The 25,286-nt window shown below is 43.7% G+C and carries 36 protein-coding genes and 1 pseudogene; 5 read left to right on the top strand and 32 right to left on the bottom strand.

Annotation, left to right across the window (positions count from 1 at the left end):
* Nucleotides 1-94: 94 nt before the first annotated feature.
* From AB4133_RS07035 to AB4133_RS07005, 7 genes are all read right to left on the bottom strand, one after another.
* On the bottom strand, nt 95-544 hold the full coding sequence (locus AB4133_RS07035) for a GyrI-like domain-containing protein (RefSeq protein WP_372224134.1): 450 nt from the start codon (nt 542-544) through the stop codon (nt 95-97).
* A gap of 67 nt (nt 545-611) precedes the next feature.
* Nucleotides 612-845, bottom strand: a complete 234-nt coding sequence (locus AB4133_RS07030) for a hypothetical protein (protein WP_372224133.1) — start codon at nt 843-845, stop codon at nt 612-614.
* A gap of 8 nt (nt 846-853) precedes the next feature.
* Nucleotides 854-1,105, bottom strand: a complete 252-nt coding sequence (locus tag AB4133_RS07025; protein WP_017068339.1) for a Rho-binding antiterminator — start codon at nt 1,103-1,105, stop codon at nt 854-856.
* 171 nt (nt 1,106-1,276) lie between these two features.
* Entirely contained in the window at nt 1,277-1,909 is a 633-nt protein-coding gene (gene catB, locus AB4133_RS07020; protein WP_372224132.1) for a type B chloramphenicol O-acetyltransferase, read from the bottom strand.
* A 93-nt stretch (nt 1,910-2,002) separates the two neighbouring features.
* The gene (locus tag AB4133_RS07015) at nt 2,003-2,734 is read right to left on the bottom strand and encodes a glucose 1-dehydrogenase (protein WP_372074088.1); all 732 of its coding nucleotides are present in this window, start codon (nt 2,732-2,734) and stop codon (nt 2,003-2,005) included.
* 71 nt (nt 2,735-2,805) lie between these two features.
* The gene (locus AB4133_RS07010) at nt 2,806-3,189 is read right to left on the bottom strand and encodes a nuclear transport factor 2 family protein (RefSeq protein ID WP_017061812.1); all 384 of its coding nucleotides are present in this window, start codon (nt 3,187-3,189) and stop codon (nt 2,806-2,808) included.
* Nucleotides 3,190-3,240: 51 nt separating this feature from the next.
* Complete coding sequence (locus AB4133_RS07005) at nt 3,241-3,957, bottom strand: HAD family hydrolase (RefSeq protein ID WP_372224131.1); 717 nt, start codon at nt 3,955-3,957, stop codon at nt 3,241-3,243.
* 255 nt (nt 3,958-4,212) lie between these two features.
* Between AB4133_RS07005 and AB4133_RS07000 the strand changes: the two genes are divergently transcribed.
* Complete coding sequence (locus tag AB4133_RS07000) at nt 4,213-4,545, top strand: PBPRA1643 family SWIM/SEC-C metal-binding motif protein (RefSeq protein WP_017068336.1); 333 nt, start codon at nt 4,213-4,215, stop codon at nt 4,543-4,545.
* Between the two features lie 94 nt (nt 4,546-4,639).
* On the opposite strand, the gene AB4133_RS06995 is transcribed toward AB4133_RS07000, so the two are convergent.
* The 14 genes and pseudogenes from AB4133_RS06995 to AB4133_RS06930 all read right to left on the bottom strand — a co-directional run bounded on the left by AB4133_RS06995 (nt 4,640) and on the right by AB4133_RS06930 (nt 12,431).
* Nucleotides 4,640-5,191, bottom strand: coding sequence for a DUF1349 domain-containing protein (locus AB4133_RS06995; protein WP_136974256.1), 552 nt, complete (start codon nt 5,189-5,191; stop codon nt 4,640-4,642).
* 17 nt (nt 5,192-5,208) lie between these two features.
* The gene (locus AB4133_RS06990) at nt 5,209-6,237 is read right to left on the bottom strand and encodes a radical SAM protein (RefSeq protein WP_017061808.1); all 1,029 of its coding nucleotides are present in this window, start codon (nt 6,235-6,237) and stop codon (nt 5,209-5,211) included.
* 138 nt (nt 6,238-6,375) lie between these two features.
* Nucleotides 6,376-6,600 carry a hypothetical protein gene (locus tag AB4133_RS06985; protein ID WP_017061807.1) on the bottom strand — a complete coding sequence of 75 codons (225 nt, stop codon included), beginning with the start codon at nt 6,598-6,600 and terminating at the stop codon, nt 6,376-6,378.
* A 132-nt stretch (nt 6,601-6,732) separates the two neighbouring features.
* Entirely contained in the window at nt 6,733-7,248 is a 516-nt protein-coding gene (locus AB4133_RS06980) for an adenylate kinase (RefSeq protein WP_136978486.1), read from the bottom strand.
* A gap of 259 nt (nt 7,249-7,507) precedes the next feature.
* Entirely contained in the window at nt 7,508-7,972 is a 465-nt protein-coding gene (locus AB4133_RS06975) for a DUF302 domain-containing protein (RefSeq protein ID WP_017066540.1), read from the bottom strand.
* A gap of 178 nt (nt 7,973-8,150) precedes the next feature.
* Entirely contained in the window at nt 8,151-8,408 is a 258-nt protein-coding gene (locus tag AB4133_RS06970; RefSeq protein WP_017061803.1) for a hypothetical protein, read from the bottom strand.
* 203 nt (nt 8,409-8,611) lie between these two features.
* On the bottom strand, nt 8,612-9,193 hold the full coding sequence (locus tag AB4133_RS06965; RefSeq protein WP_102321002.1) for an HD domain-containing protein: 582 nt from the start codon (nt 9,191-9,193) through the stop codon (nt 8,612-8,614).
* Nucleotides 9,194-9,322: 129 nt separating this feature from the next.
* The gene (locus tag AB4133_RS06960) at nt 9,323-9,739 is read right to left on the bottom strand and encodes a VOC family protein (RefSeq protein WP_017061801.1); all 417 of its coding nucleotides are present in this window, start codon (nt 9,737-9,739) and stop codon (nt 9,323-9,325) included.
* 119 nt (nt 9,740-9,858) lie between these two features.
* Nucleotides 9,859-10,203, bottom strand: a complete 345-nt coding sequence (locus tag AB4133_RS06955) for a VOC family protein (protein WP_017063932.1) — start codon at nt 10,201-10,203, stop codon at nt 9,859-9,861.
* A gap of 88 nt (nt 10,204-10,291) precedes the next feature.
* Nucleotides 10,292-10,762, bottom strand: a complete 471-nt coding sequence (locus AB4133_RS06950; RefSeq protein ID WP_372224130.1) for a GNAT family N-acetyltransferase — start codon at nt 10,760-10,762, stop codon at nt 10,292-10,294.
* 36 nt (nt 10,763-10,798) lie between these two features.
* The gene (locus AB4133_RS06945; protein WP_136982724.1) at nt 10,799-11,155 is read right to left on the bottom strand and encodes a hypothetical protein; all 357 of its coding nucleotides are present in this window, start codon (nt 11,153-11,155) and stop codon (nt 10,799-10,801) included.
* A 69-nt stretch (nt 11,156-11,224) separates the two neighbouring features.
* Nucleotides 11,225-11,506, bottom strand: a pseudogene (locus tag AB4133_RS06940) (glyoxalase); the annotation flags it as partial.
* Between the two features lie 65 nt (nt 11,507-11,571).
* Nucleotides 11,572-12,270, bottom strand: a complete 699-nt coding sequence (locus AB4133_RS06935) for a pseudouridine synthase (RefSeq protein ID WP_372224129.1) — start codon at nt 12,268-12,270, stop codon at nt 11,572-11,574.
* The gene (locus tag AB4133_RS06930; protein ID WP_017059212.1) at nt 12,270-12,431 is read right to left on the bottom strand and encodes a hypothetical protein; all 162 of its coding nucleotides are present in this window, start codon (nt 12,429-12,431) and stop codon (nt 12,270-12,272) included. The genes AB4133_RS06935 and AB4133_RS06930 overlap by 1 nt, the downstream gene beginning before the upstream one ends.
* Nucleotides 12,432-12,639: 208 nt before the next feature.
* On the opposite strand from AB4133_RS06930, the gene AB4133_RS06925 reads away from it, so the two are divergent.
* A complete protein-coding gene (locus tag AB4133_RS06925) occupies nt 12,640-13,041 on the top strand; it encodes a YkgJ family cysteine cluster protein (RefSeq protein WP_017065706.1) in 402 nt (133 codons plus the stop codon).
* A gap of 53 nt (nt 13,042-13,094) precedes the next feature.
* On the opposite strand, the gene AB4133_RS06920 is transcribed toward AB4133_RS06925, so the two are convergent.
* From AB4133_RS06920 to AB4133_RS06875, 10 genes are all read right to left on the bottom strand, one after another.
* Nucleotides 13,095-13,496: an NUDIX domain-containing protein gene (locus AB4133_RS06920; RefSeq protein WP_061018042.1), complete on the bottom strand. Its 402-nt coding sequence runs from the start codon at nt 13,494-13,496 to the stop codon at nt 13,095-13,097.
* Between the two features lie 228 nt (nt 13,497-13,724).
* On the bottom strand, nt 13,725-14,105 hold the full coding sequence (locus tag AB4133_RS06915; RefSeq protein WP_017059209.1) for an STAS/SEC14 domain-containing protein: 381 nt from the start codon (nt 14,103-14,105) through the stop codon (nt 13,725-13,727).
* A 121-nt stretch (nt 14,106-14,226) separates the two neighbouring features.
* Nucleotides 14,227-14,721 carry an HAD family hydrolase gene (locus AB4133_RS06910; RefSeq protein WP_372224128.1) on the bottom strand — a complete coding sequence of 165 codons (495 nt, stop codon included), beginning with the start codon at nt 14,719-14,721 and terminating at the stop codon, nt 14,227-14,229.
* Nucleotides 14,722-14,851: 130 nt separating this feature from the next.
* Nucleotides 14,852-15,316 (bottom strand): ASCH domain-containing protein, encoded by a 465-nt coding sequence (locus AB4133_RS06905; RefSeq protein ID WP_017059207.1) that lies wholly within the window; start codon nt 15,314-15,316, stop codon nt 14,852-14,854.
* 262 nt (nt 15,317-15,578) lie between these two features.
* Entirely contained in the window at nt 15,579-16,634 is a 1,056-nt protein-coding gene (gene glpQ / locus AB4133_RS06900) for a glycerophosphodiester phosphodiesterase (protein WP_136978493.1), read from the bottom strand.
* A 77-nt stretch (nt 16,635-16,711) separates the two neighbouring features.
* On the bottom strand, nt 16,712-18,085 hold the full coding sequence (glpT, locus tag AB4133_RS06895) for a glycerol-3-phosphate transporter (protein WP_052878355.1): 1,374 nt from the start codon (nt 18,083-18,085) through the stop codon (nt 16,712-16,714).
* Nucleotides 18,086-18,627: 542 nt separating this feature from the next.
* Entirely contained in the window at nt 18,628-18,882 is a 255-nt protein-coding gene (locus AB4133_RS06890) for a DUF3297 family protein (RefSeq protein WP_017059204.1), read from the bottom strand.
* Between the two features lie 241 nt (nt 18,883-19,123).
* Nucleotides 19,124-19,558, bottom strand: coding sequence for a GNAT family N-acetyltransferase (locus AB4133_RS06885; protein ID WP_372224127.1), 435 nt, complete (start codon nt 19,556-19,558; stop codon nt 19,124-19,126).
* Nucleotides 19,559-19,624: 66 nt separating this feature from the next.
* Nucleotides 19,625-19,759, bottom strand: coding sequence for a hypothetical protein (locus AB4133_RS06880; RefSeq protein ID WP_017059202.1), 135 nt, complete (start codon nt 19,757-19,759; stop codon nt 19,625-19,627).
* Between the two features lie 23 nt (nt 19,760-19,782).
* Nucleotides 19,783-20,913, bottom strand: a complete 1,131-nt coding sequence (locus AB4133_RS06875; RefSeq protein WP_372224126.1) for a PcfJ domain-containing protein — start codon at nt 20,911-20,913, stop codon at nt 19,783-19,785.
* A gap of 235 nt (nt 20,914-21,148) precedes the next feature.
* Between AB4133_RS06875 and AB4133_RS06870 the strand changes: the two genes are divergently transcribed.
* The 3 genes from AB4133_RS06870 (at nt 21,149) to AB4133_RS06860 (ending at nt 24,176) form a co-directional block, all read left to right on the top strand.
* Nucleotides 21,149-21,571, top strand: a complete 423-nt coding sequence (locus tag AB4133_RS06870) for a universal stress protein (RefSeq protein ID WP_017063967.1) — start codon at nt 21,149-21,151, stop codon at nt 21,569-21,571.
* A 293-nt stretch (nt 21,572-21,864) separates the two neighbouring features.
* Entirely contained in the window at nt 21,865-23,436 is a 1,572-nt protein-coding gene (locus AB4133_RS06865) for a cryptochrome/photolyase family protein (protein ID WP_102321009.1), read from the top strand.
* On the top strand, nt 23,436-24,176 hold the full coding sequence (locus tag AB4133_RS06860; protein ID WP_065583629.1) for an SDR family oxidoreductase: 741 nt from the start codon (nt 23,436-23,438) through the stop codon (nt 24,174-24,176). The genes AB4133_RS06865 and AB4133_RS06860 overlap by 1 nt, the downstream gene beginning before the upstream one ends.
* A gap of 147 nt (nt 24,177-24,323) precedes the next feature.
* Here AB4133_RS06860 and AB4133_RS06855 read toward each other — a convergent pair whose 3' ends face one another.
* Nucleotides 24,324-25,208 carry a PA4780 family RIO1-like protein kinase gene (locus AB4133_RS06855; protein WP_029236383.1) on the bottom strand — a complete coding sequence of 295 codons (885 nt, stop codon included), beginning with the start codon at nt 25,206-25,208 and terminating at the stop codon, nt 24,324-24,326.
* Nucleotides 25,209-25,286: the final 78 nt, after the last annotated feature.

Below are 25,286 nucleotides of genomic sequence, written 5' to 3'. Positions count from 1 at the left end.
CTTAACTGGGATTCCGTTGTCTCTTTACCGGTAACTACTGTCTCTTAACTGGCAAACACAGTCTAAGCTAAGCCTTTTGTTCATTTTAACCTGATTACTGAATCGCTATCGAAATCTCGACTTCAGTTTCACCTTTGTAAAATTCAAAGTCTGTTGTGTAAGTTCTCACATGTGGGCAGTCAGCAGCGCTGAAATACGCCCACACTTCACCCCATAGGTCGATCACAGCTTGTGGTAATTCACCTTCAGCAGAAAACGTTAAGTATTTGCCTGCTTGTATTTCGGTTTCTACAAGCGCATCTAAATTGTTATCGGTGAGTGCGCTAGTACAAGCGATAACATCAAATTCACCCGTAAAGTCTGACTCGTAGTTGGTGTAGACACCGTACACTTTTGAATCCGGCGTTAATTTTGGAAACGCTTGGTCAAAAAAGCCCTGCCACAATTGCCCTATCTTGGCTTTGGCTGGGTCCATCTCATCGGTATTAGTGGTTCTTACTGAAAAACCATACGCCTTTACGGCTTCTATCGTTTCAACTTTCATTCGTTCTATTCCTAAGCCAATTGACGATCTAACTGTATTGAATCCAATGTTTTATAAGATAACGATGCTAATCTTGTATCTCTTTATGGCCACATTTTTCACAGACAAGGTGACGAGAAAACTCATCCATTGACGCGACAAACGGGCCAAGGAACCAACCTTTTATCATGCCTGCCCAAAACTCACTTCGCTTTTGGTTAGGTTTGTCTGCAAACGCACTCGTCTTTCTGACCAACACAACAACGTGCTGTGTATCTTCTCGGCACGCGGTGCAATAGCATTGTTCTATGGTGCTATTCATTTGAAAGCCTATGACGTTTTGAATGAAACATGCTGAAAGTGAGGGTTGTCGACACAGACATCCAATGTCGCTATTTGAGTTAATACGACAAGTTGTTGCTCGCCTTGAGTACTGACTTTAATGCACTCTTCACGGCTGTCATTGCGCTGGGTATCTAACCCGACACATTCAATCTGCTCGCCAGACTTCAGCGTTAACTTGATTGGGTATCGGTGCATACACACAATTTCAATATAATCGTAATCGTTGCAACTAATCATAATACCCCTCCAATTCATCCACCACGCTAATGCGACACGCCATACTATGCAATATGCATATAATCAATCATTTATCTAAATCACATTGACACTTTAATCGTAAAGCTACTGAGTTATCTATTAATTTTAGACTGATTCCTCGCTCTTCACGTTTCTTCTGTGTTCTACAATTTAATGCTTAGAAAATTCTTTCCAGTACTGGTAAAGCCCGTTGATATCTGAAGAGCACATCAACGACATCGCGCCTTTGATCTGTTCTTCGCTCCATTCCCACCATTTCATTTCTAGCAACTGAGCGATTTCAGTCTCATTGAAACGATAACGGATATGGCGTGCTGGGTTTGAACCGACAATCGAGTATGGCGCGACATCTTTAGTCACAACCGCTCGACTTGCGATGATGGCTCCGTCACCAACCTTAACACCACTCATGATCATGGCTTCTGTACCAATCCACACATCGTTACCAATCACGGTATCACCAGAGCGTTCAAAGCCGTCTATCGCACCTTCAAACTTCTCATCGTCTTGATAGAAAAACGGGAAGGTACTCACCCACTGGTTTTGGTGGCCTTGGTTGCCCGCCATCATAAACACGGCGCCAGAACCAATCGAGCAGTAGCTGCCAATGATCAGCTTATCGATGTCGGTTCTATCCGGTAATAGGTAACGCGCACAGTCATCAAAGCTGTGGTTATGGTAGTAACCCGAGTAATAGCTGTGCTCGCCCACGATGATGTTCGGGTTGGTCACTTGTTCTTTGAGTGACTTTCCAACAAACGGGCTTTCAAAATAGTTTTTCATGGTTGTACTCTTAGTTTCGTTCTTTTAGTTAGGTACTTTTGTTGCGTGTTGATGGTTGTAACTTGTTTATATTAGTGTAAAGGCAAACGTGCCCTATCGACCGCCTGCAATATCAATAAACGAGCCTGTGACATACGAAGCTTCGTCTGATAATAACCACGCGATAGAGTTCGCGACTTCTTCTGGTGTGCCACCTCGTTGTAACGGTAACTGCGAAGCTAGTCTGTCTACGCGATCTGGCTCTCCGCCGTCTGCATGCATCTCAGTATAAATACAACCTGGCCTTACGCCATTCACTCGGATATTGCGTGAAGCTAATTCAAGCGATAAGCCTTTGGTGAGTGAATCCATCGCACCTTTCGATGCTGCGTAATCCACATACTCAAACGGTGCGCCAGTACGAGAAGCGGCAGACGATACATTCACAATCGAACCCGCGCCATCGGCTTGTTTGATAAAGGCTTTACTGCACAGAAAGCAGCTTGATACGTTGGATTTCATCACCTTTTCAAAGCGATCCAATTCAATATCAACCAATGGTGACTGGGTAAACAAGATCCCGGCATTATTGACCAAGTGCGTCACTGGACCTAGCTTATTACGAGCAATCTCAAATAAAGATTTCACATCCGATTCAACAGACACATCCGCACGCACGCTTATCGCGGTTCCGCCTTGTTCACGAATCTCGTCTACTAGATCTTCAGCTCGCGACTCATTGTGTATGAAGTTAACGCATACAGCATAGCCTTTACTGGCCAACAATTTAGACGTTGCTGCGCCAATGCCTCGGCTTCCGCCGGTTACAACCACTACCTTGCTCAATGAAACCTCCTAATGTTTACTTATTCTGTGCAACCTGATTGTTCGTGACAAACTGATCGTATCGATACAAACTAATTGTTCGATACGATCTGAACCCACTGCGATCGCCACGCCGGCGCTTCGAATGGGTCTGGCCAAAACTCAGTTTGCTTTTGAATTAAACCGTCAACCACCGTGTGAAAGGTGATCACTCGGCCTTTCAACACACTGTCAGTGACCGAAACGTCCGTGACTACCGTATCACCTTCACAGACAATCGAATTGAGCGTGAATTCCCAAACACCATTGGCTGGGTATTCAGTATTGATTGCAGTGAAGTTGTCGCGCCCTAACGTCAATTCAGACGACTGCGGCCAATAGCCTTCAAAATCTGCGGTTAGCCATTCACCTGCCTTTGCAAAATCATTACTGCGCATTGCATCCCAAAATCCCAATACCACTTGTTTTGGTGTCATTATTCTTCCTTAAAGTTATTTACGTGTGGTGATTTTTAAATGTCTGCTTCGTTATGCGTACTTGCTAATGATCGTTAAAAGATCATCGACACTGTTAGCAATGTAATCGGGCTTGGTTTGCCAATTTTCAGGTTTCGATCGGCTATAACCTGCTGCAACGGCAATCACTTTTGCGTTTTTACCCAGCGCGGCTTCAATATTGCGAGCAAACTGTGTGTCCGCTTCATGGTCACCGATGTACATCAAACAAAGCTCGTTAGTCGGATCGGCGCCAAATATGTTCTCGACACATTTCACACCACCAAATGGATGGGTTTTTTGGTTACCGTTCGAGACATCGTCATAGCCCACGACCGATTTAAACAAATCACCAATGCCATAACTGTCGAGCACACCACGAATATTCAATTGAGAGTTTTGAGAGCAGATCCCATGTGGAAGATGAGCAAACTGATTAACCACGGTTTCCATTCCTTCAAACAAGGCAACGGCTGTTTGGTTTTTCTCTTGATGCTCTGCCCACATTCCACCAGCGGTCAACATTTCATCGTGTGATAAACCGTAATAATCGACATATAAGGCTTGCCAGTTTTTAGCCCCGTGGTTGGCTTCATGATAAAGCGCTTCGCTGAGCAAATATTTAGGTAAGTTATCACCTGACAAGTGTGGCGCGACTAAAGAGATAATGTCTTTTGTGATTGCGATATTCTTTGGAACGGAATTGACTATGGTTCCATCGTAATCCCACAGGATGGCATCTAACTTCATACACTATCTCTTTGTTTCGATTAGTAATTTGAATTTATCATTCATAAGCCTATTTAGGGCAATTTTATTGTCTTGAATTTCGAAATTTGTCGAATAGAAGCAAAGCTAGAGAACAAACCGTTACTAGAAAACAAAAACCAAACAGTGTTTGCTCACATCACTGCTTTATCAATTGCAATATATGCGTATAATCCCCGCTCCATTGCGCTATCGCCGTTAAAAATAGCGCCATTCAACATTTTTAATGAGTACCCAATGTCGAAACTATTTTTCAAAGGCCGTATCGAAACAAGACAGAACCACGTTCTTGCTGGCTACAACGTAAACCGCGATGTGAAAGCGGGTACTGAAGAATCTCCAATCGCAGTAATGGTTCAAACTGAAGCGCGCAAAGCAGAAGTTGAAGCACTAGCCGCTGAAAATACTATCTTCGTTACTGTTACAGTCGACGCAGACAAAGAAGAGAACACCATCGAGCTTGATACTCTACTGAACAAGCCAAAAACGATGACGTTTGAAAAGACCCCTAACCGTAACGATCCGTGTTCTTGCGGCAGCGGTAAAAAATACAAGAAGTGCTGTGCATAAGCGCTTTGACTTGAAGAATTTAAAAACGGACCGGTAGCAATATCGGTCCGTTTTTTTATACGCTAAGCAAGCTTATTCAGCGTAAGACAAATTATTAGGCGTCAGACAAACTGAAGCCACTAAATTTGGCGAAATTAGGCGTCGCCTTACTGCCACTGAACGTATAAAGCATCACACCCTGTTCACTGCCTACTAACGAATCAAACGTGATCACTTCCTGCCATTGTTGTTTTTCTAACGGGCGGAAATGAGCGCCGACTTTTCCGCCTTGTTTGACGAGCTTTACCGACACACTAGATTCACTAAACAACAGACGTTCCTTGATCTGTGGCTGACCATTTTGTTCTACAACGAACACCAATGAACGCTCGCCCATGAACATCTCTTTGCTCACTTTAATGTAGTTGTCGTTATCCCAGTAAATACCTAACCCAGCTTGTTCAAATGCGAGGTTTGGATCTAATTGAACCGTCACTTCTGTGCTGTAATCCGAGCTAGATACTGGATGAACGAAGATATTATCAACATCAGCTGAACCCGCACCAAAGATATTGCCCTCTTGCACTTGCATCGTCAGCACGCCGTTTTCCAAAGATCGATGTTCCGGATTTTCATTTCTGATTTGCCAGTTAACGAGGTTATTCATGTTATTAGTCCTTGCTGCTAGATCATGCGTTGACGGAGTTGGTAAAACACATTGTCGAGTTCATCGGGATTTTGCTTTTGAATGCGATTAAGCTCTCTTTGTACAGAATCGTACATAAGTTGGTTATCCATGTCTTTCAATGCGGCGTAGTAATGAATGCGACGTCCCAAGATAAAGTTATTCTGGTCATTCTCACTCATCATATTGAAACGGTCTATTGTCGCTAAGAACTTCGCTTTATCCTGTGGCAGCTGTCCGTTCAGTTCCATCAACAAATTAATACCGTGATAGTTACCATAGTTGCCCGTCACGCGGTTTAGTTTACTGATCAATTGATATTGTTCTTCAAGCATTTCACGTTCGCTAAGTGGCGTGAACTCTCCATTCTGCACCAGTTCATCCAATTCGGTTCCAGGCTTCACAGCAAGCGACAGAATGCGTATTTCATCTGGGTTGATTTGGTTAAGTAAGGCCGCCGTTTCTTCAACATGCTGCGCCGAATATTCTTTACCACCCAAGCCAAGGATAATGAAGGTCATCATCTTCATACCCGCTTGCTTCGCGTATTCGGTCGATTTCAAAATAGATTTCGGAGTAATGCCTTTTTTCATCAATTTGAGAACATCAATAGAACCCGATTCCATACCGCAATAAAGCATGTTGAGCCCTGCATCACAGATGGCTTTCATCTCTTCAGGCGACTTCTTAGTCATGCTTTGCGCTCGTCCATAAGAGCTGATCTGCTTTAACTCTGGGAAGGCTTGTTTGAGTGTATTCAACACATCCAGCAAGTCTTCGGTATCCATAGTGAATGAATCACCGTCTTGCAGAAAACAGGTCTCAAATTTACGGTTCTTATAGAATGCTTTCGCAGCCCAAATGTCTTTCTTAATCTCTTCAACGGGACGAATTGCAAACTCCATCCCCTCAAACAGCGTACAGAATTTACATTTGTTCCAAGGACAACCTTGGGTGGTGCGAATCAATAAGCTATCCGCTTCTGAAGGTGGGCGAATATGCCCTTGTTGGAACTGATACTGTGTCATTTGAATGCCCAATAATTAACTATTCGCATAGACTACTAGAAGTTCATTCAATGAAAAACACGGTACAATTTGAATTATTATCAAATGAAAACGGATAATTAAAGAAGAAGAATGTTGAAGTATTAAGTAGGTTAAAGGCTAATCAAGGTTGTCCGGTGTACGTAAATTGGTTCCACACTTTGTACATTTATAGTCACCGTTTCCGCCACTTGAAGCTAGCGACGATAAAATCATTCCAAGCAACCCTGGCTTCTTTTCATGTTGTGGCGCTTTTTCGGCTTGGTTACTGAACATAGTGTACTTGTGCAGTGTCAGTTCCTTACAGTTACTACAGAACGCTCTCGTCTTCTCACTTCCATACATAATATCTATCTCCTTAACTCAAAGCACAAACTAAACATATGGCAAATATGCCACACGTAGAGTTAAATCTAAATATTTTCATGAAGTTATGAGTAAGTAAGAGCGTTTTAAAGAAAAGTAAACTCTCGACTGTTAAGTGAAGTGTTGGTGAACAAAGTTATTCAATTCAGTCACGCTTCTGATGATGTAAACCTCTTTCTCTTTAGCGCGCAATTCTAACTGCGCTCTAAAGTCGTCATTCCAAAATTTAGGACACAGTTGTAGTGTCTTATAGCTTTGTATCGTGCCTTTTATCACTGAGCTTCCAGCAGGCCAGCCTTCAGGTTTAACAAATAAACCTTTGAGCATTCTCTTGGTTACAAACCAGTAGCTAGTTGAATAAGGAATGTCGATATAAACCAAGGTATCAGCTGCATCTAAACGTGTGTTGAACGAGCCTAGAGGGCCAAAACCATCGATGATCCAGCTTTCTGACTTAAGTATGCTCTCATGAGCCTCCTCAAATACTTCACGTTCAACAAACTCTCCGTTGGCCTTGTAAACAATAGAGTCCAACTGGTGAAGCTCTATCCCTGTAGCTAGTGCTAACGCCTTGCTGACTGTGGATTTTCCACTCCCAGGCTTGCCAAAAACCGCGATCTTTTTCATATGACTTCCTCTATTCAGATAAAACCCATAAGACAGCGACAAAAAACCCACCTTACGGGTGGGTTCGATAAACAAAGCGCATCAACAATCCCACCATTCCTATGGAATGATGATAATTCGTTGGTTAGATTGCGCTAAATTCAGTTTCATAAAACTACTTTTATATACTGTTGCTTAGTTGTCAACACAATGACTAATGGGCGATATCATCGTCATATCGCACCCATTAATAGTCTTAATGAGTGCTTATTGATCTTGGTTATTTTGCTTTCTTTTTCGCCACTGTCGCTTCTGATAGCTTGCTTAGTACACCCGATACTTTCTTAACGACCTCGTCACAGCCATTGATCGCGTGACGCTCTACCAAGTAATTAGGATCGTTGTAAGACAACCATACTTTCTTATTAGAATCCTCAGTGACTAACACCTTCTGCGGTAAATCTATCGCGACTTCTTGAGCACATTGCATTAATGGTGTCCCTACTTTCGGGTTACCAAAGATGATGACTTCCGTTGGTCTCAATTCAAGATCGACCTTACTCGCGTTTTTCTGATGGTCGATTCTCGCAAACAAGGTCAAACCTTTGCTCTTGGCGATTTCTTCAAAGCGGTCAGCGGTCTCTTTCACTGAATAATTACTTTGGTATTTAATCAAACCATCAGAAGCCGCAGCTGAAAATGATGCCGAGAGTAAAATGGCGCATAGTGGTAGTAATTTTTTCATCGTCACCTCTGAGATTTAACCTAATCAAACTTACATTCATAGCGCCACTTCCAAATTCAGCGACGTAACCCATGTCAGTATAGACGCGATTCCATTCTCAGTTTGCAGAGAGGATCACTTTTCTAATGCGTCTTATTATCAGTTTAGGTGGGGATTTTTTCAAAAGTTAAACACACGATCAGTGCCACGATTTGGTTCCACATTTCTCACACTGGTATTCGTAATCACTGTCGACGTAAAAGCCGGGAACATTATGGTCACCTTTAAACAATAACGTCATCAGGTACTCCATCAACACGCCTAACTTCCATTGTTTCTTTTCAGATTCAGTGTCCGCTTTAGATTCAGCATCGGAAGCGTTAACAGCAAGGTGCGGGGTAAGTGCGTTACACAGTTCGCAGTGATAAGGATGTTTAATATACTTATTATCAAGCATTTATATAAGCCAACCAATATTTATAAAGTTGATGCATACTAACAACTTATCACTCGGTTCTCGAACTTATTGTTGTCCACTAGATCTTTATTTGAAAGAAATGAGACACAAGGTAAGTGCCATGCATCTTGAATCAGTTGCCATCGAGATTTCCCTCATTGAACAGCTAAAGCTATTGTTACGCTTAGGTACGAAATTAACTTTTACTTTAATAGCCCTTTGTCCGCAGCACCTTCAAGCTGCACTTCTAGCTCTTTCCATAAGGCACGACTGCCTTTAGAAATACGCTCGCCATTGAAGGTCAGGACTTTGTCTTTGGATATGTTGTGCTTCTTCCAGCTATGACCACCACCATGGATGTTATGAAGCAAAGGCGGCACTCTATCGATCGCCTTACCAAATCTAGCTTCCGGTGACTCACCGGCTTCGAACTCAAGCCATAAATCCAAATACTCGCTTCTTGAATGGCTCGGCAATGATTTCAGCAAGCGCTCGACGCAGTTTCTCTCTTTGAGCTTGTTTTCTTCGGTTTCACTGGCATAAATGATGGTGTCTCCGGCATCGATTTCCCCAAGATCATGAATCAGCAGCATCTTCATTACTCGCGTAATATCGATTTCTTCATTGGCATAGTCTTTCAACATGAGTGCGCTCAAACAGACGTGCCAACTGTGCTCAGCGGAGTTTTCATATCGATCCAATCCAACCGGTTTTGTCTGTCGATGAACATCCTTTAATTGTTCAATCTCGACCATGAATTGCAGAATGCCTTTGATTTCTTCCACGATGAGCTTCCTTAACTTAAGTTGATGATTTAGCGGTGCGGAGGGTTAACCTAACGAAAGAGAAGCGTTACTCCCAATGAACCGACATTTTGTAATACGCAACACCCGATGGTTGTGGGCTAAGCTTATCTACCTGTTAGCCATAGGGTGTTCAGGATTTAACTGAAGCAGATCCCACAAGTTACCGTAAAGATCTTCAAACACAGCAACGGTGCCGTAGCCTTGCTCTTTAGGCTCTCGGACAAAGTTAATGCCCAAAGACGTCATACGTTCGTAATCACGCCAGAAGTCATCGGTGTTTAAGAATAGGAATACGCGTCCACCAGCTTGGTTGCCGATGAAATCGAGTTGCTCTGGCTTGGAAGCTCTAGCAAGTAACAGGCTCACACCGGTTGAATTTGGTGGAGCAACAACAACCCAACGCTTATCTTCTTCTGGTAGATACGTGTCTTCGATGAGATCAAACTTAAGCTTGTTTACATAGAAATCAAGCGCTTCATCGTAGTCTTTTACCACGAGTGCAATGTGGACAATATTCTGTTTCATAACATACCTTGTTGGGGTTTTTACTGCAGGGAATGATGCCATGAAGCAGGTAAAGACACTAGGTGTCGCATCATAAATCGTAGTATCTCGTCCTTCACAATCTAAAGGCTATGCATCAGCTATAACTCCCAGAATCCGAGTTCGACGCCACCTTGAATAACAATGGCACACATTCCGTGACGTGGTAACTCCATTGGCGGCACCGCAACTTCGGCGCCTAGTTTCTCGGCTGCAGTTACTGCAGACTGAATATCCTCAACCAACGTGTAATGACGAACAGTTGGTTCTTCAGTTTCACGAAGCGGTGCTCGAATGCCAATTACCCCGCCATTAGATAGCTTTGCAGTGCGCGCCCCACCAAGGTTCACATCTGCACCACTGAATTTCACGTTGTAGAGCTGAGCGTATGTTGCACAAACGACATCGACCTCTGGGGTAACCACTTCAAGATATTGAACCTTCATCAAATTTCATTCTCGTGTTCTTTAAGACTCTCAATCTGCATACAGTTGTGCAGGTGTTTCTCATCAACAATTAATCGGTTCCATATTACTAAGCAATTCGACCGCGCATGATAAATTGCGGGCCTGCTGCGCCACCTAAATACTGTTGATTGATATCTTCGAAGCCGCCTTTCTTATAACAGTTGAATGCTGCCGGATTTTTGCAATTCACAGTTAAGTAAATCGACTCATACGCTGAGTAATTCGCTTTTAAATACGGAAACAAAGCCTTCACCGTGCCTGTTCCTAAACCTTTACCTTGCTGGTTTTTATCAAGCACAAAAGCTCTCAAGCCAATGCTTCCTTCAGGGCAGAATTCGTAGTGCTCTGCGTAAGCGATATCCAGCTTAAAGAAACCCACAACTTCGTTATCAGACTTAATCACGTGCAAGTGCGTCGTTTCACTGCCGTCTAATAAAAACTCTGCAGCTGTACCAGCGAACTTAACCTGTTCATCGGCGAGTTGGATGGCCTGAACTGACGCCACATGGGATTCTTCAAGCCTTTCGATAGTTATCATTGTTGTTCCTTCTGTATAGCACCCACGAAGAACCGACTAGAGCTCATCGCTAGTATCTCGAGAACCGTATTTTGGGAAGTTGATATTAAGAACGTTATCGTCCTCAAGAGTGAATAGAACACTTCCATTCTCTACACCGGTTTCGTTCCTATCTGAACAACCTAGAAACAACTCCCAATCAAACGAATATTGAAGTCGGTATTGATTCGCATTGATGTGTAGAACGTCTTTGATTTTGATACCGTTCACCACATGTGCCATATCATCGATGTATGACAGATCAGGAATTAATTTTTCTTCGAATTCACGTTTATGCTCGGTTAAGAAATTGAGCAGTTCAGAACATAACTCGGAGCCATGAACCAATGGTTTAGACAGACTAGAAAACAACATTTCTAAATACTCCAAGGATTGTTTTGATATTGGGAAGATGCGCGCGAGTCTGTTACAAATTCAAGCTCAATCGGAAACGGTAACTTCAAATTCCGACACTACATTAGAGTTTTGGATGTGTTGATACCAACTTTTTACGTCTTCAACCAGCAAGTGCATCATGTAATTGTGACAGTGCGCAGGTTCATAAAAGTTTTGCAGAAGGAAGGCACAACCGCCGTGTCGTAGATAGGCGATATCGTGAAATTCAGACATCACTTCAAAGCCGATTGACTGGTAAAAACGCTTGGATAAATCGAAGTCTTTCGAGGGTACGAAAGACTTAATCTCTGAGACTTTGAGGTTTTCCATCCTACATCCTTATAGTGTTGATGTTCTTGTGCTGACACGCTTAACGCTTTAAGTGGTTACGGTGTTTATTCAGAGTCTTGCTGAAATGAGTCGACTTCGGCTTTAGTTAGATAACGCCACTGGCCTGCTTCAACATCTAAACGAACATCACCAATCTGTTCACGGTGAAGGCCAACAACTCGGTTTCCTACCGCAGCAAACATTCGTTTTACTTGATGAAACTTACCTTCTGTAATGGTCAACAGCACTTCTTTACTGGTAATCACTTCGAGTTCTGCCGGACGCGTCAGATTTTGTTCGCCCTGCAATTTAACGCCCGCTTTGAACTTGTCAGCGACATCATCTTTGATATCTCGTGACAATGTCACGCGATACACCTTCTTACATGACTTGGTTGGCAGAGTGATGTTGAATGACCATCGCCCATCATCGGTAATCAAGACTAAGCCTGTGGTGTCTGCATCTAAGCGTCCTGCGATGTGCAGTTCTGATGCTTTGTCTATCTCGATGTAGTTGAACAGTGAAGGATAAACTTCATCGATATTAGAGCAGATAGTATCCGCAGGCTTGTGCATTAGGAGGTATCGAAATTCTCGCAACTTAAGCGGAGTGCCATTTAACAAGATGGTGTTGCTTTCATGAACCTGAGTCGATTCATCGGTGACCGTCTCACTGTTTACGTTCACCTCGCCATTATGGATGCGTTCAATTGCTTCAGGCTTGGTTAGGTCAGTGCTTTTACATAGGTATTTATCAAGGCGCATTAATCGTCGGCACCACATTTAGCACAAGGCTTGTAAGTTCGTTCACCTTGCTCGATAACCACATAGTCACCAACGCACTTGTCACATAAAGCGAGCTTTGGGTAAGCCTCTTTTTGTTTCTTTGCGTTAATGTTGCCTTCGGTGGTGTATACGGTTCTCATTTTGATGCCTTTGCTTGAATAACGTGAGAGGCGCAAATTGTATCACTGTTTACAGCTTTGATTGGAGTGGCGGTTCATAGATAAATTGATTTTAAGTACCGCTATTCCAAGTTCCCGCCCGTAACGGCTTAACCATGAACAACAAAATCAACGTGCCACGCCTATCAGTGGTAAAATGATAAAAGCTCACCAACTTATGAAGTCGATAATGAAAGATTGTAATCAATGCGGAAAATGCTGTATCAAATACGGAGATGGCGACCTTGCCGCGACTCAAGAAGAGATCGATTTGTGGGAGTTGTTCAACCCAGACATCTTTGAATATGTTCGAGGAAGCGAGATCTGGTTCGACCCTGAATCTGGCGAACGTTTAACTCGCTGCCCTTTTCTGGAGCTGGTTCCGACGAAAGACACCAAGGCTCAAGCCAAGTACACATGTAGCATTTACTTAGACCGACCAGAAGATTGCCGACACTACCCAAGCCTAATTAATGAGATGGTACGAGATGAGTGTGAAATGATTGAGGTGGTGGATTTACAAGACACGAAGAAAGCTCAAAGGAAACTCGACCTGTTGATGAAAGACAGCCGCCCTTCAAGCTATTCGTAAGCGATGATCTTTTGAAGATCAATCTTCAGTATTAGCTAGTAGCCGCTAAAACCTTAAGCCAAATACTGGTTCGCTTCTAACCAATCAAGCGCAACCAGTGCCGCCAATGAGCATACCGCTCTGTCGTTGCCATCCACAAACTTAAGCTCTTCAATTTCGGCATCCGGAGACAGTTCGCCATTATAATCAGCAAGATAGCAAGTCAATTGCACCGATACGCCTTCCGCTTTGCCATCAGCTTGGCCTGTAAACGTCTCGACGTATTTGATGGAGTCAGGCACTAAATCAACTGAGATCTCTTCTTTGATTTCGCGAACCAGTGCTTGCTCATCACTTTCGCCAGCTTCACGCTTACCACCCGGTAGATAGAACAGTTCTTTGCCTTTTGATCTGACCATCAACAGCTTGCCGTCTTTGATGAATATCCAAGCCAGCTTATCAATTACCTTATGCATGTCGTTAGACCTTATTTCTGTTTTAGTTCTCGTTCTTACTGAATCAAGCCACACCATTAGTCGCGACCAAACAAAGCCTGGGTATGTTACACGCTGGAAGGAATATACTCTATTGAATCGAATAGGAAATATCATAACCAAAACGAAAAATGACAGCGTTCGAGACAATTCTCGTCAACTGTCATTGGCGATGTTTACGAACTGCTCTCTAGCTGCCCGCGAATAGTATCAATCGACTAGCCACTTAAGCGCAGAGTCATGGTCTTCGAATGACTTAATCTCACCGGACACAAACCAACTGCCGACTTTTGATGCCATTTCTTGCCAGCTTTTATCACCATAAATCGCGATTTTGTCTATCTTCGAATTGAGCTCTAATCCCAGTTTAAAATCATCCCAAGCTGCACGTAACTCCCATCCTGTTAAGGTTGAGATGTCGACCAGCATCTTGAGTTTAGATGAATCGAGTTCTTCTAGCGTGGTATTTAGAATTGGCATCATTGCTTGATAGTCATCGTGTGTAAGCTTGCCTTTCGCTTTAAACACAACGATGGTTTCACCGCTAACACGTTCAATTCCAACCGATATTCCATGACGTTCGATACTCATAACCTAGCCCTCATAGTAGAAACTAGAGTTAGCTTAGAGGATTAAACAGCAAAGAGATGAGAGGTTTACGTCAAAACGGACAAGCGCTTTATCTGAACTTAATATCAGAGAGTTAATCGCGCTACTCCAACAGTTCGCTTAGGTTTTGAACTTGTACGATACCTGGATGCTGTGACTTAAGCTCAGCACCTTCCGTGTTCAACCACACCGCTTGCAAACCCGCTTCAAGTGCTGGGTAAATGTCTTTCTCTAGAGTGTCGCCTACCATGGTGATCTCTTGTGGTGAAACACCGAGCTTAGAAATAATGGCAGGATAGAACCCCGACTCGAACTTAGAAAAGCCAATGCTCGCCTTACAAAAGTAACCCAAGATATATTGAGACAGGCCAACACGCTCAAAGGCTCGAATGATGTCGTCTTTACTGGAATCACCAGCATTGGTAGCAACATAAACTAGATGAGTTTTCGACAACTCCCCCAGTAATGTACGAGCACCACTCACTTCTTGTACGGTTTCCCAGTCACACATCTTCCCTTGTGCGTCTGGGAAATCGACCATCAGCGTATTGCCCCAGTCGAATAAGACTATTTCTGTTAATTCGATTAGCTTTGTCATCTTGCCTCCTGCATACGATGAATTATCTAATGTTTAAGCGAGCCTATAAAAACTTCTCGGACGGTTAGGCTCATTATGGACAACCTTGTTACTGTTTATGGAGCACGATCTTCTAAACACAAAATACCCTTTATTGATAAACCACTTTGAAACGCTCCAACATAAGTAACATGTCTTCACTTGGTGAGATCTTGAGCTCTTCACATTCACGAGAGAAGAAGTTCCAGTGAGCTTCTTTCCACCATTCGAGTGTTTTGTCACCCTCGCCTTCGGCAGCAGCAAACTCCGCCGTCACTTCGTTATATTTGCACTGTGAGACTGAAGTGATCTCTACAATGCAAACTGGCTTGCCATCCCAGTCAGTGACGACTTGCAAGTGACCAACTACTGGTCTCGTCTCGCCTTCATGGCTGTACCAATATTCAAGGCTGCAAGACGCTTGTTTTTCACCCTTGAGAATTAACTGGGCGCAGAGGTTGGCGTTGTATTCATCAGCACAGTAATAGTCGGCACTAAAAGAGGTGTATTGCGAAGCAACGTCTGCTGGTAATGTGTTGAGGTAGCTATCAAGATAAGCTTTGCTTCTTTCTTCCATGATCTTTCCAAATTCAATATCAGGTTGAGCCGATAAACACTTATAGATTAAGCATCTGGCTGCAGTGGGAGTAACCTATCAAGTCAGGTTATAGCTGTAAACCGAGTGAATATCAAAATGCGGGCTGAGAAAGAAGAATATAGGTAGGATTTCGAGGCCAGTACAAGGAGATCCAAAAAGTGAAAGAAGAGCCAAAAGCACCTTTAGTCGGTGCTTTTGGCTCTTAGTATCTCGTTACTAATAGCTCGTAACTGACGGGGTATTAACGGTTCAAGAAGTCGACCGCTTTGTCTGGGAAGTCGGTAAACACACCATCAACTTTGACTTGGTTGTAGAAGACATCCAACATGCCATCAAAGTTATCAGCATAAGCTGGGATTCTTCCTGGGTCAGCACGGAACGTGTACGGGTGAACATCTAAGCCCGCGTCTTTTGCTGACTTCATTAACGGTTTAATAATGATGTTATCTTTGGTCGATGCATCGTCCACCAACATTGGCTTCCAAGGGCCTATTCCTTCCGCATAAGACGCCACTTTTTCCATGCCACCAGCTTCAAACATCCAGTCGTAACTGTACGGCGTTGCTTTGTCACCTTGGTAGGTCATGGTTTCATTCCAATCTGTATAGGCCATCAACTGAACGAGCTTAAGATCCATTTCCATCACTGGCATGAGCTCATCGTTAATGCGTTGAAGTTCATTGGCGTCAAAACACTGCAAATACACTTTGTCGTCTTTTGATAGGTAACCATATTGATGCAAGGTTGCAAGCACAGCTTTTGAGATATCTTTGCCTTCGTGACGATGGAACCAAGGTGCTTTAATTTCAGGATAGATGCCCACGTCATAACCTAAGGTCTTATTTAGGCCTTGGATCAGCTCGATTTCTTCTGCAAAGGTAGCGACACGGAAATCAGACTGCCACATTGGGAAGCGCGTTGGGTACCCTGCCACTCTGTTGCCTTGTTCATCTAACTTAAAGCCTTCGGTCACCTTTAATGATTTGATCTCAGCGAGCGTAAAATCAATCGCGTAGTAACGGCCATCTGAACGAGCACGTGTTGGAAAGCGATCCGCGACATCGGTGACTCGGTCTAGATAATGATCATGCAAAACCACCAATTGGTCGTCTTTGGTCATCACGACATCTTGTTCGATGTAATCAGGTTTCATTGCATAAGCGAGCGCTTTAGCGGGTAATGTGTGTTCAGGTAAATAACCAGAAGCACCGCGATGCGCAATCACTAAAGGATCTGCTAATGCATTTGCAGATAAGCTTAGTGCTAATAAGGTCAGAGACAGTGACGTTGTTTTCATTATTGTTTCCCTTGATAAAACAGAAGCAGGATATACCTGCCTCTGTTGTTATTTATAGATGTGATTCAGTAAATACACTACTGAGCTAACGCTTCTTTCTCTCGTTCGAGATCTTTTTGTTTATGGTGCGCACGCTCACCTAAGAAGGCGTACAGCAGACAGATGATTGAAGCTACACAAGCGCCGACCAAAATAATGAAGCCGCCATCCCAACCGTAATGGTCAACCATAAAGCCGAGTATTGCGTTCGCAGCAACCGCGCCACCTAAGTAACCAAACAAACCTGTTAGACCAGCCGCTGTACCTGCAGCTTTCTTAGGTGCAAGTTCCAGTGCATACAAACCGATCAGCATTACAGGACCATAGATAAGGAAACCAATCGCAACCAGTGCCAACATATCAACCGTTGGGTTACCCGCAGGGTTCAGCCAGTACACCAACACTGCGACAGTTACGAGAACCATAAACAGGATCCCTGCTGGAGCGCGTCGACCTTTGAACAATTTATCTGAAATCCAACCACACAATAACGTGCCAGGAATACCTGCCCACTCATACAGGAAGTAAGCCCAAGAGGATTTATCTACAGAGAAGTCTTTCGCTTCTTTTAAGTAAACTGGAGCCCAATCAAGTACGCCATAGCGGATAAGATAAACAAACGCATTAGCAATCGCGATTGACCACAGTAACTTGTTAGAGAAAACGTACTTAAAGAAGATCTCTTTCGCCGTCATTTCTTTCTCGTGAGACGTATCGTAGTCGTCTGGGTAATCGTCTTTGTGTTCTTCAATCGGTGGTAGACCACAAGATTGAGGCGTGTCTCTTACCGTAAACCAAACGAAGATAGCAACGAGAGTGGCAAAAAATGCAGGAACATAAAAAGCGGTTCGCCAATCGTCGTTAAAAGCCCACAGCCCCAACAAGAACATTGGACCAATCAAACCGCCACCCACGTTGTGAGCAACGTTCCATACCGACACGATCTCACCACGTTCTTTACGTGACCACCAGTGAACCATGGTTCGCCCACAAGCTGGCCAACCCATACCTTGGAACCAACCATTTAAGAATAGCAGGATAAACATCGCAGTAATGCTGCCTGTAGCCCATGGCATAAAGCCGAAGCAGAACATCACCAGTGCCGACATTAACAAGCCGCCGCTGAGGAAATAACGAGGGTTAGAACGGTCAGAAACGCTACCCATTAAGAATTTAGATAAACCGTAAGCAATAGATACGGCTGCTAATGCCACCCCTAGCTCACCACGGCTGAAACCCTGTTCAATCAAGTAAGGCATTGCCAAACTGAAGTTTTTACGGACTAAGTAGTACCCCGCATAGCCAACGAAGATGCCAAGAAACAGCTGCCATCGTAGTCGTGTGTAGGTGCTATCGATCTTATCTGATGACAAGCGATCGATATGCGCCATAGGTTTGAATATTCCAAACATAGGAACCTCATAATTATTGGGCGAAGGAAGAATTAAAAATGCTCGAACGAAAAAATTTACGCTCATTCGAAAACAGGAGGGATTGTATGTGCTTCAGGATTAATTTCTGTGATAGAGGTAGTTATTAACAAAAAATAACTTTAAATACAGCACATTAGTTTCATTTAATTAGACTGCGCTTCATATTTTTGTTGGTATCTGTTCAATTAAACATCAGAACTTTCGAGGGTAAATAAATCCAAAAAGAGCGAGCGAACATAAATCAACCAACAACAACTTTGTTATTACTGCAAATGCATAGTGAATAACAACAATTTTGGTTGAATCTGTGGAATTATGAAGGTGGTTTGGGCTATCGATTAAAGAAGTTCGTCAAAATCAATGCAAACAAAAAGGGTCTAGATTTCTCTAGACCCTTTTAGGTAATAACGCTTGGTGGCTTGATGTTGGCTAATTAAGCAAACATTAGCTAATTACTCGAAGTATTAGCTAGCCACACGACGTGATTATGCGTCGATGTATTAGCTAGCCACACGACATGATTATGCGTCGATGTAAAAAGCTTCTACAGTGCCTTTTAGAGTAATAAGCATTGGCTGACCAAAACGATCTAGCGCTTTTGGAGAAGGGATCTTAACCCAACCTTCGCTGATGCAGTATTCTTCAACATCAGTACGCTCTTTACCATTTAGACGAATGCCGATTGGGTATTCGAAACACTCAGCAACGTGGTGTGGGCTGCGTGGGTTGCCTGCAAGATGATCTGGTAAAGCTGGTCTTGAATTAGTATCGCTCATGTTCATTACCTGTATGTACGTAAATAAAAAAAGTGCGTCATTCTAGTCAATATAGGCTTTGTGCTCAACAACTGCTGCAATAAATCGTCTTGATCGTTTTAATCAACAGCGAGTTGTTTGATTTAAAGGCGATATATGCATAATTTCAAACGAAAATTTAACAGAGTTATGAGGTGTGGATACAGCGAGCACTTCATTACTTGAAAAGCAGATACCACACAAGTAGGTTTTCATTGTGAGCCTATCGTTTGACCTCAATACTCATCACTTTATGGTTTGGCTCTGATTCGATGTCGACAACTGACCAACCTAGCCCTTGATAAAGTCCCATGACATTGGTGTAAGCGTAGAGTTGAGTTTGCACTGTAGAAGATACTTGTCTGACACCACGATTAATCAATTCACTGGCAATACCTTGGCCGCGCCACTGAGGGGCAACAAACACGGCGTTGATCCAAACCACATCCCGAACTTGATGAGGTTCCTGAAAATAGGAATACGCCAAGCCACCAATGACCACATTATCGCGAAGTGCTGTGATTACCGGAGGGAGATTTACGTTTTCTTCATAGGTGTCTTTAAACTTGAAATCCGACCATTTGCTTTGAAATAAGTCTTCTACCTCACTCCAATAAGGAGAGCTTTCATCGCAATTTCTAAAGATTACTTTCTGCATTTTTTCCGTCCTTTGAAGGGGAGGATTTGGCCATCCTAGCCTTGGTTTATATCAGAGTAGATAAAGCTACTCTTCTTCGTCATAGTCGTCTGCAGGGTCTTGATTAATCTCTTCGCCGCATCCTAAGCACTCACCTTGTAGATCCGTAGGCATCACAATAATCAAACCACAATGCGGGCAAAGATCGCCTTGTTGAAACATCCTGTATTCCTTCTACTTCATCGCTATTGCTTAGGATACTGTCGCTTACTCGCTTCTAACCAGTCGTGAATAACTTGGCGAGCGGATTCCGACGGCGGTGCATTTCGTTTTCCGCAGATTTGGTCGATTTCAAACGGAAATGCTTTGCTCGGGACGCGGCGTAAACCTATGGTTAAACGCTGAGGCTTGAGCATGCGGAACACCACATAACGATCGCTCATGATTCGGTTGTGATACACGCCAATACAGTGCTTCTGCTCGATGCCTTCGTGTTCAAGGTCGTAATAATCCGTGAGCGGATGAATGTTGTCATTGCCAAGTAAAGGAACGGGATAAGGGATGTCTTTATCCATTGGGCAGTTACCCTCCAAACGACGTAATTGGCGTTGCTCCGTCCAGCGGTCATGGAGTTGTTCAAACATCGCAAAAGAGTTCTGACTGGTAATCGCGCGCAGTGGATCATCCATCTCCAAATCTTGCCCTAGCAATATCGCATCTTGGAACATCGCCATCTTCGACGGTGCGTTAAGTCTGCCCTCTTCCACCATTGCAATCCCTAGCCTGCTACCAGTTAGAAATGGATGAACTTGGTCCAAACGCAGGGCTGTGTATCCAACTTTTGAGTAATGCTTAAACTTAAGGACTCGTCTTTGCAGTGGCTCGAGAATGCGAACAATGTGGTCGAGTTCATCACCAACATTGTAATGAAGCTCTAGCTTGTCGATGAATTTGAGTGTCGCCTTGCTGCCGTCTAAGCCCAACTTGGTAAGGATCTTCTTCTGCCCTAAGCGACTTAGTGCCAGTGCTTTCTTGTTGTCGACACTGTATTTCATGCAGATCAAAGCCAAAATAACAGGCCTTAATTCAAGCAATTGCGCGGCTTCATAAGTATTCGCAGCAAGCCACAACATCTGGTATTGGTATTCTGGAAAGTCGTCGGTGATTTCACGATAACGCGCAGGTAATGAATTTAGCCAACGACCATTCACGTCAAACTGTTCAACAAGGTTGAGGCTCAGCCCAATGCCTCCATCAAGCGGTCGTCTACCATCTTCAAACACATGAAAGCCGACGAGCTTTTGAGACCAGTCTCGGATCTCAATATCGTAGTCGAAACCTAATGTTCGAGTGGGAATGGTTAGTAGTGCTGTCATTGATGCCTCTTCGTTATTGGCGCATTGAACTATCAAGCCTATCTAACAGCATAAGCTAGCGCTTCAACCACTATATCAACCTTTTGTAAATTTCTTACCAATCAAAGCGATATAAATACGATAGTGCTTAGAAGAACATTGAATGATGATTTTACGGAATATGAGATCTCTTCGATATCATTTGCGTCAACAGAAACTATGCTTGTTACATAACTCACAACAAGAGGCTTTAATTATGGATTACCGACATATTCTGGTCGCACTTGAACTGTCTGACGACACCAAGATTCTCATTGATAGAGCGACCTTCTTCGCTGATAAACTGGAGGCTGGCATTTCATTTGTTTATATCGATGGTACGCATGGAGAAATTTATCCAGAGCTCGTTGATATTCAGGGAAATGACGGTGATTTACCCATCAATGAAGATGCCGTTAAGCATTTGAAAGAGTTTGAAGCCTACGCCAAGCACCCAATCAAGCACATTTTCGTGGGAACGGGTGATTTGAACGATAAGCTCAAAAATGCCATCGAAGCCAACGGCGTTGACCTATTGCTATGCGGCCATCACCATGATTTTTGGCATAAGCTCATCTCCCATTCTAAACAGATCATCGATACTTCCCCTATCGATATTCTCGTTGTTCCTATGGAATAGAAGCTCCAGTTCGACACTCAAAAATAACCGGCTTTGCCAACCTCTATCGGTATTATTGGTTGGCTTGATATCCTCTTCAACACACTCATCCTGACCGAAATCTCCTATTTCCCGCTTAGAGTAGAAATTTGTGATCTTGTCAGCTTATCAACTCGTAAGCGTCTAATAATTAACAAATCACGTCATTTCGATTTGAATCAACGTACTGAAATGTACGACCCAGACCATGCCTTCATCAATCAATGGACAGGCGGTAACGCAGTCACAACAAGCCTCACAAACCAGGACGCATTATGAAATTTAAAACGGTACGACTTGTATTAGGTGACCAACTCAACATTGAGCATTCATGGTTTAGACAGGTTAACGATGACGTTATTTACATCATTGCTGAGCTAAAACAAGAAACAGATTATGTTGCCTCTCACGTTCAAAAAGTGGCCGCGTTTTTCTGTGCGATGGGTTACTTCGCTAACGAACTCAAAGAACAAGGTCATCAAGTACTACACCTTACTCTTGACGACACAACGCAATTTGAAAACCTAGACACACTTTTAAAGCACTATGTACACGAATTCGGCGCAGAGAAATTCGAATATCAAAGGCCAGATGAATATCGCCTCTTAGAGCAGATGAACAAGCTCAAGCTGACCAATGCGACCAAAGGTTGTTGTGATACAGAACACTTCCTCTTTCCATTCGAGGAGATAGAACAACAGTTTCCAAAAGACAAACACATCATGATGGAACACTTCTATCGCCGAATGAGAAAACGTTTCGACATTTTGCTAGAAGACGGAAAGCCCGTTGGCGGAAAATGGAATTACGACGCGAACAATCGAAATAAGCTCAAGAAACAAGACATCGAAAACCTGCCTCAGCCGCTGATGTTTACCAATGATATAACCGACATTTTGCAACGTATCGAACGTCACCAAGTACAAACCATTGGTCAAGTCGGTAACCAGTTACTATGGCCGGTGAACCGCGCACAAAGCTTGTCTCTACTCGCTCATTTCTGCCAAGTCTGCTTGCCGTTATTTGGGCAGTTTCAAGATGCGATGACGACAGAGCACGACTCTAAATGGAGCTTGTATCATAGCCGTATATCGTTCTCGCTGAACAGTAAACTGCTGAGCCCTAAAGAAGTGATTGATGCAGCACTGTCGGCCTACCAAGCATCCTGTCTTCGAGACAGCTCACCAGATAAGCCAAGCATCGATATTGCACAGGTCGAAGGATTTGTACGCCAAATACTGGGGTGGCGAGAGTACATACGCGCCGTCTATTGGGCAAACATGCCTGCTTACGCCAACAAAAACCATTACTCAGCACATAATAACCTGCCCCATTACTTTTGGGACGGACAAACCAAGATGAACTGCATGAAGCATGCGATTGACCAGTCTCTTGAGTTTGCTTACGCGCACCACATCCAAAGGTTAATGATCACTGGCAACTTCTGTTTAATCACGGGTATAGACCCTGACCAAGTCGACAGTTGGTACCTCGGTATTTACGTCGACGCGATTGAGTGGGTTGAAATGCCAAATACGCGAGGTATGGCACTGTTTGCGGATGGCGGGATCGTAGGAACCAAACCATACTCTGCCAGCGGTTCCTATATCAACCGCATGAGTGACTACTGCAAAGGCTGTCACTACAAGATAAAAGAACGCAGCGGCGAGCAATCTTGCCCTTTCAATAGCTTGTATTGGCGCTTTATGGACCAGCACCGCGATGCGTTAAACCGCAACCCACGTATGGGCATGTTATATCGCTCTTGGGACAACATGGATGAGCAATCACAACAAGCGATTCTCGATACTGCTGAACAACGAATCACAAACTTGGAGAACTTATAATGGTGGAGCAACTCAGATTACACATATTGGTGGTCGGTGGGAGCGGCGGTATTGGTTTCGCTGTGGTTAAACACCTATTATCTGAGCTCTCTCGGTTTGATTTTCTTGATGTGCATGTAGACGCGACTTACCACTCTCAACAGCCGGAACTAGAAAACAATCGCTTGAGCTGGCACAAAGTCGACGCCACCGACGAAGCTGATATTAAGCGCTTGAGTTCTGAGTTTGAACAACTTGATTGGCTGATCAACTGCGTGGGTATGCTCCACACTCCAGATCTTGGACCGGAAAAGAACTTGTCGTCCATCGACCCTGAGTTTTTCCTCAAAAACATCTCTGTGAATACCTTGCCCAGCTTGTTATTAGCAAAACACTTCACGCCGATACTTAAAGCGAGCGACAATCCAAAGTTTGCTGTGGTATCCGCAAAGGTTGGCAGTATTTCAGACAACAGATTAGGCGGTTGGTATAGCTACCGCTCATCGAAAGCAGCCCTAAATATGTTCATCAAAACCATGTCGATCGAATGGCAACGCACCATTAAGAAAGGCACCGTGTTGGCTCTGCACCCGGGCACGACAGACACAGCTCTGTCGAAGCCTTTTCAGACCAATGTCCCTGAAGGTAAGTTGTTTGAGTCAAGCTATGTCGCCCATCAGTTGGTCGATATTATTCGCACTGCCACACCGGATAACAGTGGGCACTTCTACGCTTACGATGGTGAACAGTTAAATTGGTAGTTGATACGAGTGTCCGTCTTTCATTAGTGCTAAAAAAGAAAACCCAACAGAGTTGAAGCTCCATTGGGTTTTTATTTAGAAAGAACGCCTCTGTTTTAAAAGGCGTTTGGTTGATATCTAGCTAAAGATCAAAACTGATCATCACGATTATTCAGCCCAATTGAACTTAGTATCGTCAACACCTTCTTTCTCTTCTTTAGCTCGCTCGCGTCGATGTTGTTCTTCAATTCGCGCAGCGTCTATCTCTTGCATGATGGCTTCGATATCAGCCAAGTCGTCGGTTTCCGTAAACTCACCCGTCAGTTTGCTGTCTGGCTTCAAGTCGCCTTTCTCGTACAGCGCCCACATTTCCTTGGCATACTCGGTTTTCGCCAATTCAGGGGCAAACTGAGCGTAGTAGTCACGGATGTTATTGATGTCACGAGCCAGCATCCACTCGGCGTTGTTGTTCGCAGAAGCATCAACTGCTTGTGGTAAATCGATAATCACGGGGCCGTATTCATCCACCAATACGTTGAACTCAGACAAGTCACCATGGATCAAACCGACACACAGCATTTTAACTACGTAAGTCATCATCACAGCGTGGTCTTCGATCGCCTGCTCTGCTGACATCACGACATCGTTCAAACGTGGTGCAACATAACCATCATCGTCAGTGACCAGTTCCATAAGCAGCACGCCATCAAAGCAACCGTAAGGGACAGGCACACGTACGCCCGCTTCTGCCAGTTTATATAAGGCATCCACTTCAGCACTTTGCCAAACCTTTTCTTGTTGCTCTCGACCAAAGCCAGAGCCTTTTTCCATCGCTCGAGCACGGCGGCTATTTCGGACTTTTCGGCCTTCACGATACGCGGTCGCTTTTTTAAAGCTGCGCTGGCTAATTTCCTTATATACCTTGGCACAACGGATCGTATCGCCGCAGCGTACAATGTACACAGATGCTTCTTTGCCACTCATGAGTTGGCTTGTCACCTCGTCGACTAAACCATCGTCAACTAAAGGCTGTATTCTTTTAGGTATCTTCATGCCGCCTTTATACATCACTTATCTTACAGATAGAAATATTAACTTGAGAAATGAATTACGAAACGATTAAAGGAGCAT

This window comes from Vibrio sp. 10N.286.52.F8 (assembly GCF_041468745.1).
Lineage (GTDB): Bacteria > Pseudomonadota > Gammaproteobacteria > Enterobacterales > Vibrionaceae > Vibrio > Vibrio crassostreae_C.
The sequence above is the reverse complement of the archived record's forward strand: the minus strand, read 5'-3'. Positions and strand labels throughout refer to the sequence as shown.

What these genes read in the sequence shown, in the direction of transcription:
- AB4133_RS07035 (WP_372224134.1), bottom strand. Translation starts at nt 544, where the DNA reads ATGAAAGTTGAAACGATAGAAGCCGTAAAGGCGTATGGTTTTTCAGTA.
- AB4133_RS07030 (WP_372224133.1), bottom strand. Translation starts at nt 845, where the DNA reads ATGAATAGCACCATAGAACAATGCTATTGCACCGCGTGCCGAGAAGAT.
- AB4133_RS07025 (WP_017068339.1), bottom strand. Translation starts at nt 1,105, where the DNA reads ATGATTAGTTGCAACGATTACGATTATATTGAAATTGTGTGTATGCAC.
- catB (WP_372224132.1), bottom strand. Translation starts at nt 1,909, where the DNA reads ATGAAAAACTATTTTGAAAGCCCGTTTGTTGGAAAGTCACTCAAAGAA.
- AB4133_RS07010 (WP_017061812.1), bottom strand. Translation starts at nt 3,189, where the DNA reads ATGACACCAAAACAAGTGGTATTGGGATTTTGGGATGCAATGCGCAGT.
- AB4133_RS07005 (WP_372224131.1), bottom strand. Translation starts at nt 3,957, where the DNA reads ATGAAGTTAGATGCCATCCTGTGGGATTACGATGGAACCATAGTCAAT.
- AB4133_RS07000 (WP_017068336.1), top strand. Translation starts at nt 4,213, where the DNA reads ATGTCGAAACTATTTTTCAAAGGCCGTATCGAAACAAGACAGAACCAC.
- AB4133_RS06995 (WP_136974256.1), bottom strand. Translation starts at nt 5,191, where the DNA reads ATGAATAACCTCGTTAACTGGCAAATCAGAAATGAAAATCCGGAACAT.
- AB4133_RS06990 (WP_017061808.1), bottom strand. Translation starts at nt 6,237, where the DNA reads ATGACACAGTATCAGTTCCAACAAGGGCATATTCGCCCACCTTCAGAA.
- AB4133_RS06985 (WP_017061807.1), bottom strand. Translation starts at nt 6,600, where the DNA reads ATGTATGGAAGTGAGAAGACGAGAGCGTTCTGTAGTAACTGTAAGGAA.
- AB4133_RS06980 (WP_136978486.1), bottom strand. Translation starts at nt 7,248, where the DNA reads ATGAAAAAGATCGCGGTTTTTGGCAAGCCTGGGAGTGGAAAATCCACA.
- AB4133_RS06975 (WP_017066540.1), bottom strand. Translation starts at nt 7,972, where the DNA reads ATGAAAAAATTACTACCACTATGCGCCATTTTACTCTCGGCATCATTT.
- AB4133_RS06970 (WP_017061803.1), bottom strand. Translation starts at nt 8,408, where the DNA reads ATGCTTGATAATAAGTATATTAAACATCCTTATCACTGCGAACTGTGT.
- AB4133_RS06960 (WP_017061801.1), bottom strand. Translation starts at nt 9,739, where the DNA reads ATGAAACAGAATATTGTCCACATTGCACTCGTGGTAAAAGACTACGAT.
- AB4133_RS06955 (WP_017063932.1), bottom strand. Translation starts at nt 10,203, where the DNA reads ATGAAGGTTCAATATCTTGAAGTGGTTACCCCAGAGGTCGATGTCGTT.
- AB4133_RS06950 (WP_372224130.1), bottom strand. Translation starts at nt 10,762, where the DNA reads ATGATAACTATCGAAAGGCTTGAAGAATCCCATGTGGCGTCAGTTCAG.
- AB4133_RS06945 (WP_136982724.1), bottom strand. Translation starts at nt 11,155, where the DNA reads ATGTTGTTTTCTAGTCTGTCTAAACCATTGGTTCATGGCTCCGAGTTA.
- AB4133_RS06935 (WP_372224129.1), bottom strand. Translation starts at nt 12,270, where the DNA reads ATGCGCCTTGATAAATACCTATGTAAAAGCACTGACCTAACCAAGCCT.
- AB4133_RS06930 (WP_017059212.1), bottom strand. Translation starts at nt 12,431, where the DNA reads ATGAGAACCGTATACACCACCGAAGGCAACATTAACGCAAAGAAACAA.
- AB4133_RS06925 (WP_017065706.1), top strand. Translation starts at nt 12,640, where the DNA reads ATGAAAGATTGTAATCAATGCGGAAAATGCTGTATCAAATACGGAGAT.
- AB4133_RS06920 (WP_061018042.1), bottom strand. Translation starts at nt 13,496, where the DNA reads ATGCATAAGGTAATTGATAAGCTGGCTTGGATATTCATCAAAGACGGC.
- AB4133_RS06915 (WP_017059209.1), bottom strand. Translation starts at nt 14,105, where the DNA reads ATGAGTATCGAACGTCATGGAATATCGGTTGGAATTGAACGTGTTAGC.
- AB4133_RS06910 (WP_372224128.1), bottom strand. Translation starts at nt 14,721, where the DNA reads ATGACAAAGCTAATCGAATTAACAGAAATAGTCTTATTCGACTGGGGC.
- AB4133_RS06905 (WP_017059207.1), bottom strand. Translation starts at nt 15,316, where the DNA reads ATGGAAGAAAGAAGCAAAGCTTATCTTGATAGCTACCTCAACACATTA.
- glpQ (WP_136978493.1), bottom strand. Translation starts at nt 16,634, where the DNA reads ATGAAAACAACGTCACTGTCTCTGACCTTATTAGCACTAAGCTTATCT.
- glpT (WP_052878355.1), bottom strand. Translation starts at nt 18,085, where the DNA reads ATGTTTGGAATATTCAAACCTATGGCGCATATCGATCGCTTGTCATCA.
- AB4133_RS06890 (WP_017059204.1), bottom strand. Translation starts at nt 18,882, where the DNA reads ATGAGCGATACTAATTCAAGACCAGCTTTACCAGATCATCTTGCAGGC.
- AB4133_RS06885 (WP_372224127.1), bottom strand. Translation starts at nt 19,558, where the DNA reads ATGCAGAAAGTAATCTTTAGAAATTGCGATGAAAGCTCTCCTTATTGG.
- AB4133_RS06880 (WP_017059202.1), bottom strand. Translation starts at nt 19,759, where the DNA reads ATGTTTCAACAAGGCGATCTTTGCCCGCATTGTGGTTTGATTATTGTG.
- AB4133_RS06875 (WP_372224126.1), bottom strand. Translation starts at nt 20,913, where the DNA reads ATGACAGCACTACTAACCATTCCCACTCGAACATTAGGTTTCGACTAC.
- AB4133_RS06870 (WP_017063967.1), top strand. Translation starts at nt 21,149, where the DNA reads ATGGATTACCGACATATTCTGGTCGCACTTGAACTGTCTGACGACACC.
- AB4133_RS06865 (WP_102321009.1), top strand. Translation starts at nt 21,865, where the DNA reads ATGAAATTTAAAACGGTACGACTTGTATTAGGTGACCAACTCAACATT.
- AB4133_RS06860 (WP_065583629.1), top strand. Translation starts at nt 23,436, where the DNA reads ATGGTGGAGCAACTCAGATTACACATATTGGTGGTCGGTGGGAGCGGC.
- AB4133_RS06855 (WP_029236383.1), bottom strand. Translation starts at nt 25,208, where the DNA reads ATGAAGATACCTAAAAGAATACAGCCTTTAGTTGACGATGGTTTAGTC.